At 55.9% G+C, this 8,195-nt stretch carries 8 protein-coding genes and 1 tRNA gene; 2 read left to right on the top strand and 7 right to left on the bottom strand.

The window, feature by feature from the left end; translation table 11 throughout:
* A partial coding sequence (locus HMPREF2765_RS06060) for an LPXTG cell wall anchor domain-containing protein (protein WP_070604708.1) occupies positions 1 to 1,479 on the top strand: 1,479 nt, incomplete at its 5' end.
* A gap of 234 nt (positions 1,480 to 1,713) precedes the next feature.
* A tRNA-Glu gene (locus HMPREF2765_RS06065) sits at positions 1,714 to 1,789 on the top strand.
* Positions 1,790 to 1,951: 162 nt separating this feature from the next.
* On the opposite strand, the gene HMPREF2765_RS06070 is transcribed toward HMPREF2765_RS06065, so the two are convergent.
* From HMPREF2765_RS06070 to HMPREF2765_RS06100, 7 genes are all read right to left on the bottom strand, one after another.
* On the bottom strand, positions 1,952 to 2,797 hold the full coding sequence (locus HMPREF2765_RS06070) for a DUF6318 family protein (protein ID WP_049362160.1): 846 nt from the start codon (positions 2,795 to 2,797) through the stop codon (positions 1,952 to 1,954).
* A gap of 173 nt (positions 2,798 to 2,970) precedes the next feature.
* Positions 2,971 to 3,675, bottom strand: coding sequence for a DUF6318 family protein (locus tag HMPREF2765_RS06075; protein ID WP_070604709.1), 705 nt, complete (start codon positions 3,673 to 3,675; stop codon positions 2,971 to 2,973).
* A 191-nt stretch (positions 3,676 to 3,866) separates the two neighbouring features.
* Positions 3,867 to 4,577 (bottom strand): DUF6318 family protein, encoded by a 711-nt coding sequence (locus HMPREF2765_RS06080; RefSeq protein WP_070604711.1) that lies wholly within the window; start codon positions 4,575 to 4,577, stop codon positions 3,867 to 3,869.
* A 209-nt stretch (positions 4,578 to 4,786) separates the two neighbouring features.
* Positions 4,787 to 5,554 (bottom strand): DUF6318 family protein, encoded by a 768-nt coding sequence (locus HMPREF2765_RS06085; RefSeq protein WP_049341418.1) that lies wholly within the window; start codon positions 5,552 to 5,554, stop codon positions 4,787 to 4,789.
* Between the two features lie 106 nt (positions 5,555 to 5,660).
* The gene (locus tag HMPREF2765_RS06090) at positions 5,661 to 6,449 is read right to left on the bottom strand and encodes a DUF6318 family protein (RefSeq protein ID WP_044150526.1); all 789 of its coding nucleotides are present in this window, start codon (positions 6,447 to 6,449) and stop codon (positions 5,661 to 5,663) included.
* Positions 6,450 to 6,489: 40 nt separating this feature from the next.
* Entirely contained in the window at positions 6,490 to 7,242 is a 753-nt protein-coding gene (locus tag HMPREF2765_RS06095; protein ID WP_044150524.1) for a DUF6318 family protein, read from the bottom strand.
* Positions 7,243 to 7,490: 248 nt separating this feature from the next.
* On the bottom strand, positions 7,491 to 8,195 hold a 705-nt coding region (locus tag HMPREF2765_RS06100), incomplete at its 5' end, for a DUF6318 family protein (RefSeq protein WP_070600290.1).

Genomic DNA, 8,195 nt, shown 5'->3' on the forward strand with positions numbered 1-8,195 from the left:
TTGTACGTGCCCGAGCGCACCGGCGGCAAGGTCTTCGTCATCAACACCAAGACCTTCAAGACCGAGCAGGTTATTCAGACTCGCGGCGAGAACTCCTCCGTTGAGGTTCGCCCCTCTGACGTCACCATTGACCACTCCGAGAACGAAATTTACGTCTCCTCCCAGGGCGTGGATGGCGTTAACTCCGGTATCTCTGTCTACGACCTGACCACCGGCGCGTTCAAGAAGTTCGTCAAGTTCGGCAACCAGGCGCTGTCTATGGAGAACGACGAGGATCGCGACCTGGTGTACGTGACCGACTTCGGCACCGGCAAGATCGCCATCTTTGACGCCAAGACCGACCGCGTGATCGGCGAGGTTGAGATGAACGGCGGTAAGGCTAACGACCTGACCATCACCGCGGACGGCTCCGTCATCGCAGTGGACAAGCAGGACATCGCTAACACCACCGCGGCGGTACCCTATGTGCTGAACTCGAAGACCGGCGACGGCACCATGACCGACACCTACACCTCCAAGGCGACCGTGGATCGCAACGGCAAGGCTGTTCCTTCCTCGCAGCAGAAGCTGGTTCCGAACTCCATCGTGAAGTTCTACGCTGAGGTTTCTGAGGGTGAGTTCACCTCCACTGCGACCATCAACCCCGCTAAGGTTCCCTTCCAGGGCTACCCGAAGCAGGCTACCGCAGTGCTGATTGACCCCACCCTGAACTTTGCTGAGGGTACCGTCGACATTACCCGCCCCTACACCTTCCACGTGTCCGGCTACGACTTTGAGAAGCCCCCAGCAGAAGGTATTCGCCTGTTCCTCGTCAAGGAAGGCGAATGGTCGATGGGTTACGACAAGCTGACCGATAGCGAACTGGCGAATATTCAGAAGGTCTCCACCGTCGTTCCGGCGAGCGCGTTCGTCTACAACGCACGCACCGGCAAGTACTCCTTCGACGCAACTCTGCGTGTTCCCGCGAACACCATGCAGTATAGCCAGGGCTATATGCTCGGTACTGTCACCGCTGGTTCCGACGTGGCTACCAACCGTAATTACGATTCGGCTGTTTCGCTGATTGTTAATGATGCGAAGGACGCCGGCAATGCGGATAACCGCGATGAGGCTGAGGAGCCGGCATTCCCGACCAATGCTTCGGCATCGCCTTCCGCATCTGCTGCTGTAGCAGAAAAGAAGCCGGCAGCTGAGCAGCCTAAGGGCGAACAGTCGAAGGCTGAGGAAGCTAACGACCAGCTGGGAACCACCGCGAAGACCGCGCCGCTGAAGAACTCTTCTTCGGTGAAGTCTGAGGATCAGTCTAAGGGCTCTAACTCCGATGCTCAGGTGAGCGCTTCGGCTACCAAGTCTGCGCCTCAGAGCAAGGGCTCGCTGGCTAAGACCGGTGCTCAGAACGTTCTGAGCCTGGCTGCTGTCGGTGCGTTCGCGCTGATTGCCGGTGCCGCTGTGATGGTGCTTCGCCGCCGTAAGGCATAGTTTCTTGCTCTAGTTTGAGCGGATGCGCCCCGTACACTGTGCGGGGCGCATTTTTGTGTCTATCTGCGGGGGGGGGCGCCTGGTGCAGCTGTAAAAGAGCCGGTGCTGAGGGTCTTGCACTCGGTGTAAAATATGTGACTCAATTCACTGCTTTTCGATTTGGTTGTTCCTGGGAAGCTCTGTATAGTTATATGTGTTGCCAGGGAGACCTGGTAAAAGAGATGTAAATCTCACGGCCCCATCGTATAGCGGCCTAGTACTCCGCCCTCTCACGGCGGCAACACCGGTTCAAATCCGGTTGGGGTCACCACTAGGAAAAAGCCTTGATTCTTCGGAATCAAGGCTTTTTGTTTATATCTGTATCGGTGGGCAAAGAATAAAAGCGAAAAGCCACATGTGTTTCGAAAAGCAACCATAATGGTGGCTTCTCGAAACACATGTGGCTTCTCAGCGGTATAAAGGGGATCTGAATCTACTGTGCCGATGCCTCAGCAGAAGCAGTGGTAGCCTCCGCAGACGCAGTACCCTCAGCCGAAGCGCTCGGGCTCAGCGACGGAACCGGCGAAGCAGACGCAGTACCTGGAGCGCGACGCACCATACGCCAAGTGCCGTCCTGGTAGTGCGCCACAACCTGACCAGCCACCGGCTTGCCCGGGTACTTGAACACCTCGGTCAGCGGCTGCACACGATCGTTGGTCTTGCTGTACACGCCAGCACCCTCAGCACCATCAATCACCATCTCGGTTGCCCAAGTGTAGTAGCCGGTGCGGATGTCCTTGGTCGGGCGGTCAGCAGTCAGCGACAGAACCATCGGACGCTCCGAACCAATAACCCAGCCGCTCTCCGAAGCGTACATGCTCTGGAAGAACTCAGCCACAGTCGAGTAGTCACCGGTGTGGTCAATGTTCGTGAAGCGGGTACCGTCACCGGTCAGCAGCAGGTAGTTCAGGGTAGCCTGCCAGTACGCAATGAACGCGTGCAGACCCTCAACACTGTTCTCACGCAGCTTCGCCGGCTCCACGGGGATCGCAACGTTCACTGCCTTGTGCTCCTTGGTGCCGGGCTCAAAAGTGCCGGTGGAGGAGTAGTCGGCAAGAACGACCTCACCCTTCATGCTGGGGCCAGGCTCAACGGTAGTGGTTGCCTCCGCGGTGGGGGAGACGGATGCGGTAGCGCTCGCGGATGCCGAAGACTCGGGTGCGGATGCGCTCGCGGTTGCTGAAGATTCGGAGGACTTTGAGGAACATGCGGCAAGAAGTGCAGCGGTGCCCAGGCCCAGTGCGGTCAGGGCGGTGCGGCGGGTATACATGGTAGACATGGGGCTCTTTCTGAGGTGAATAAAGTATGTGCCGGTATTGAACTAATTCCAGAATATCGCAGGGGAGCGGCCAGCCCAATGTTGTGTGCGCCTTCAACGCCGTAAAAGCGGCGGTAGATGACGAAAAACACGGGGCACAGAGATTTTTGCACGACTACGATATGACCGGGGTTCTAAATGGAGGTGCCGGAGCTGCTCGCGCTTGAGCTGGGTGAGCTCGTTGTAAGTTTGGCTGGTTCATTCCGAACCGTCCAGGCGCCATCCTGATACTCCAAGATAAAGAAGAACTCATAATCACCGGGGCCGCTACTCAATGAAGCCATGGTGAGTTCCCTGCCATCTGTGTAGTGAATCTTTGCTTCCTTGTTATACCGGCCAACACCCAGCCAGCGGTACTGTTGTTCGTCAACCTTCTGCGGAGCGTCCTCGGTCAGCTCTGCTGAGAATGGCGCATCAGTACCGTACACCCAGCCAGTGTTCTTCTCATAAAATTCGACGAAAGGTTCGGCCTTGTAGATATCGTTTCGGTTTATATCCACAGCCTTAAACGGCTCAATGTCGCCGGTAATCATAGGGTAATTGAAAGAAGCCAACCAGAAGCTTATGGCGGCGTACATGCCCTCTGTCGTCTTGGCCCTCATCTTTGCAGGAGGAATAGGCTTGGGCGGATTCTCCGCCTTCTTCGAGCTGGTCGCGGGAACGTAGGTGCCGCGTGATTCGTAGCTGTTAAACTTCAGCTCGCCCTTGTAGGAGCGCTGTTCCTCGGGCGTGCTCGGGTCGCTGAGCGGGCGAATATCGCTGGCGCAGGCAGTCAAGGAGGCGAGCACGGCGGTGGCGGCGATGCCAAAGGTGGCGCGTCGGGTCACGAAGGTGGACATAAGGTACCCTTCAATAGATTATCGGTGTATCTATTTCAGGGTACCTTAGTGTATTTGGGTATTTTTATGATTTCTTTGTTGTTAAACCTTGGAAAATGCTACAAAAGATACGTTAGCTAACGAAAAGTGCCGTTTACTAGGGGAAAGTGTCATCATCCTCTGATGCTGCCGCTTTGCCGCGCTACCGCATCCTAAACGTTGAGGCCAGAATCGCTTCCGCCCGAGGATCCGGGAGAAGTCGTCGAGGAACTCTTCGTCTCAACGGTGACCATCCACGCATCGTTTCGGTATTTCAACACAAAAGTGACCTCATCGTCGCTGGAGTCACCGCTCGTCTCAGCCAGACGAATGTCCCTGTCCTCGGGCACGTAATGGAGAACAGCATCCTTATGGCTACGGGCAACACCCTTCCAACGGTACTGCTCATCGTCAACCTTCTGCGGGGTCTCTTCGGTCAGATCAGCCACGAGCGGCGTCTCGGTGCCGTACATCCACCCCTCATTCTTCTTGTACAACTCTACGTATGCTTCCATCTTCCGCACGTAGATGACATCCATGTCCACGGCCTTGAACGGCGTGTCGTCGCCTGTAACCGTCAGATAATTCAGGGACGCAACCCAGTAGCCTATAGCTGCGTACATGCCCGAGGTCGTCTTCGATTTCATGTTCACGGGAGGGGTGGGTATAGGCGGGTTCTCCGCCTTCTTCGTGCTGCTTGCAGGGCGGTACGTTCCGGTGGACTTGTAGCTATTGAACTTCAGCTCGCCCTTGTAGGGGCGCATCGGGTCAACTACGCTCGGGTCCTCCAGCGGGCGGATATCGCTGGCGCAGGCAGTCAAGGAGGCGAGCGCGGCAGCGGCAACAATGCCCAGGGCAGCGCGTCGGGTAACGAAGGTAGGCATGAGAACCCCTCAATAGTTTGTTCTGTGCTCTTAAGCGTACCCGAGCAGGTTTGTTGACACATTCAAAGCCTGCACCTGCTCGTCTGCGGGAACAGTTCAACACGACCGTACGCAGGCCATGCAAACAAAAAGGGGAAGCTCCCGCACGCAGCCTCAACTGCATTCGAGAGCTTCCCTCACTTTTAGAACCAGCCGCTTAGAGGCGGGTTTTAGGCGCTAGCGCTGCTCTTCTCGGAAGAGGATGCATCAGCATCCTCATCACTGAGCATGTACCACGCACCGTCCTTGTAGTCCGCCGCGAAGTTGGTTGCCTCGCTCTTAGTGGATCCATCGACTAGGGGAGCGGGGTCCTGACCCTCAATGTGGATCTTCGCGTTGGGGTCATAGATGATGCGTCCGAGCCAATCGTAGCGGTTGGGTCCGCCCGCGACCTTCTTCGGGGCGTCGGTCAGAAGCTGAACGGTAACCGGCGTATCCGTGTCGTATACCCAGCCCCTGCCGGAAGAGTAGATGATAACAGCATTGCTGCCCTCGTTCGCATAGCGGGAGTACGGGTCAGCCTTCTTGAGCGGCTCGTAATCACCGGTCATAAACATGTAGTTGAAGCTTGCCACCCAGTAGCTGAGGAACTCGTACATGCCCTCAATGGTTGCCTCGTTCATCTTCTCCGGAACAATAGGTTTCGGCACGTTCTGCGCCTTCTTCTCAGCCGTGGCAGGAACGTACTCGCCGTTCTTCTCGTACTTGTCGAGCTTCACCGTGCCCTTGTACGACTTCTTAGCAGACTCAGTCGCTGAAGCAGATGCCGAGGCGGATGCGCTCGCAGACTCAGAAGTGCTGGCACTGGCCGAAGCCTCACCGGAGGCGGAGCTATCAGCCAGCGGGCGAATATCGCTAGCGCAAGCAGTCAGTGCTGCAACCGCGCCGGCACCGGTAGCAGCAGCTAATGCGGCACGTCGAGAAAGAAAAGTTGCCATGAAAAATCCTTAAATGATAAGTAGGGTAAGGGATGAAGCTCTGGAGCTTATTAACCCTATAAGTGAGGTAGATCCTCACCCCTAAGGTGAACTCTGCAAAGATGCTCTAGGCGTTATTAGGGGTAGCCTCAGTCGATGCTTTAGCGCTTGGGCTTGGAGTGCTCTGCTCGCCGCCCTTAGTGGCGGCATAAAACCATCTACCGTCCTTATAGGACAACTTCAGCTTGGCGTGGTCAGGAGTCAAAGCCTTACTAGGGAACATAGGCTCATCTGCTCGCCCTTCAATGCGAGACATCGCATTAGGATCCCTAACAAATCTGATAGGCCAAATATAGAGGGTGTCGCTACCTGATGCCTTTTCAGGCCGGGGGGTTAGCATCTCAGTTTGAACCGGTTTCTCCGAACCGTAAAACCATCCCTCATTGGTTTCGTATACAGTTACATAACCTTGAAAAGCTTTGACGTCCTTGCCAACAGGATCAGCTTCTTTCAACGGTTCAACATCACCGGTAAGTACTAAGTAGTTGAGGCTTGCTTCATAAAAACTATAGGCCGCGTAAGCTCCATCAACAGTATTCTCGTACATATTTGCCGGCGGTCGAGGCCTAGGCATGTTCAGCGCCTTATGCGTCTCATCCGCAGGGATATACTCGCCCTTCTTCTCATAGTTGTCGAACTTTACCGGCCCCAGATAGGACTTCTCAGAAGAACCACCCGAAGAGGCGCTAGCAGAAGGGCTCGCAGACTCAGAAGCGCTGGCACTGGCCGAAGCCTCACCGGAGGCGGAGCTATCAGCCAGCGGACGGATATCGCTAGCGCAAGCTGTCAGCGCCGCAGCCGCGCCAGCACCGGTAGCAGCTGCTAGTGCGGCACGTCGAGAAAGAAAAGCTGCCATGAAAAATCCTTAAGTAGTGCGTATCAGAAGATGAGGGAAACTAACTATCGTTGTTCAAAAGCATGCGCCACATGCCTTCCTTGTACTCCATGATGAACTTCGTCGTGCGAGGAATCGTCTTTTCCTCCTCAACGATAGTCGCATCAGGCTCACCCTCAATGTGGTACTTAGCGGCAGCGTCATACGCGACGGTCACAAGCCACTCGTAACGGTCCGGCTTATTAGCAACCGGCTGAAGCTCATTCTCCGCAATCTCAATCTTGTACGGCTGATCCGAACCGTAAATCCAACCCAGACCCGACTCGTAGAGCTTAATCATGGTCCTAGAGTTCCTCAAAAAAGCCTTCGCAGGATCCGCCTTCATCAGCGGCTCAACATCGCCGGTCAGAATCAGATAATTCTGGGAAGCAAGCCAATAACCCATCAGAGCGTAAGCACCCTCGGGGCTGTTCTCCTTCATCTTCTCCGGGATAAGAGGCTTCGGCACGTTCTGCGCCGGCGCCTCCGCACTCGCCGGAATGTAGGTGCCGCTCCGCTCGTAGTTATTGAACTTAATCGGGCCCACGTATGAGCCGGGCGTGTGATCATCGGTAGGAGAAGGTGACGCCGAGGCGCTCACAGAAGAGGAAGCCGCGCCAGAAGTAGCGCCAGAAGCAGCATTAGAAGCCGAACCAGAGGAACCGCCGGAACCCTGCGACAGCGGGCGAATATCGCTAGCGCACGCAGTCAGCGCTGCAAGAACACCGGTCGCACCCACGCCCAGGAGAGTACGTCGAGTGAAGAAGGTAGTCATCGGAAGCCCTTCGTTGGAGCCAATACAGAGCAAATCACGCCACACACCGTGGCGGGCATGCGCACCCCGTACAGACCTATCAGTACGTCAATGTATATATTTTTAAGGTTACCCGAGAGCCACCACCTAGCCCCCGCGACCACCTCAAGTGTTCAGAAAATTAAGACCCCACACCCAGCGTTTTACCAGGTGCGGGGTCTTATAACATGAAAAATCACCACGAGAGGAAACCCTCCGCCAGACGGCAACTAAGCGGCGCTAGACAGCTCCCACTTGTCGTCCTTGTACTCCAGACGGAACCTCGCCACCTTCTTCTTCGACTCTTCAGCGCTTGTCGCCTTCTCAGGCTGATTCCTATAATGCCGTATCATCTTGGGGTCCATATGGGCGAGGCCCTCCCAAATGAAGGCAGTGTTATTGCTGCCGGGCACCGCTCGAGGAGCATCAGTCAGTAGCTCAACAATATACGGAGTTTCCGTACCGTACACCCAACCAGCACCCGAGGCATACAGCTTGATTGTGCTCTGATACTTCTCCCAGCCGTAGCCCTTGTAGTAAACCATCTCAATGGGCTCCGGGTCACCCGTGATCATCAAATGGTTCAAGCTCGCCAGCCAGAAACTCAAGAAAGCGTACGCACCATCAACACTGTGCTCCTTGAAGTTCTCAGGAGGCGCGGGCTTCGGCACGTTCTCAGCCGGATTCGTAGCGGTCGCCGCAACATATTTGCCGTTCTCCACATAATTCTCGAAAGTGATGATGCCCTTATACTTCCTGCCCGAAGAGCGAAGACCCGAAGCGGCAGAAGCACTCGCAGAAGCACTCTCAGACGCCGAAGGAGAAGCGCTCGCAGACGCTGCGGCGGAAGCAGTTTCGGAGGCGGTCGCCGCCTCCGACGGAGAAGCCGAGCCGGTACTGTCGGCCAGCGGGCGAATATCGCTAGCGCACGCAGT

It is taken from the genome of Rothia sp. HMSC062H08 (genome assembly GCF_001810775.1).
GTDB lineage: Bacteria > Actinomycetota > Actinomycetes > Actinomycetales > Micrococcaceae > Rothia.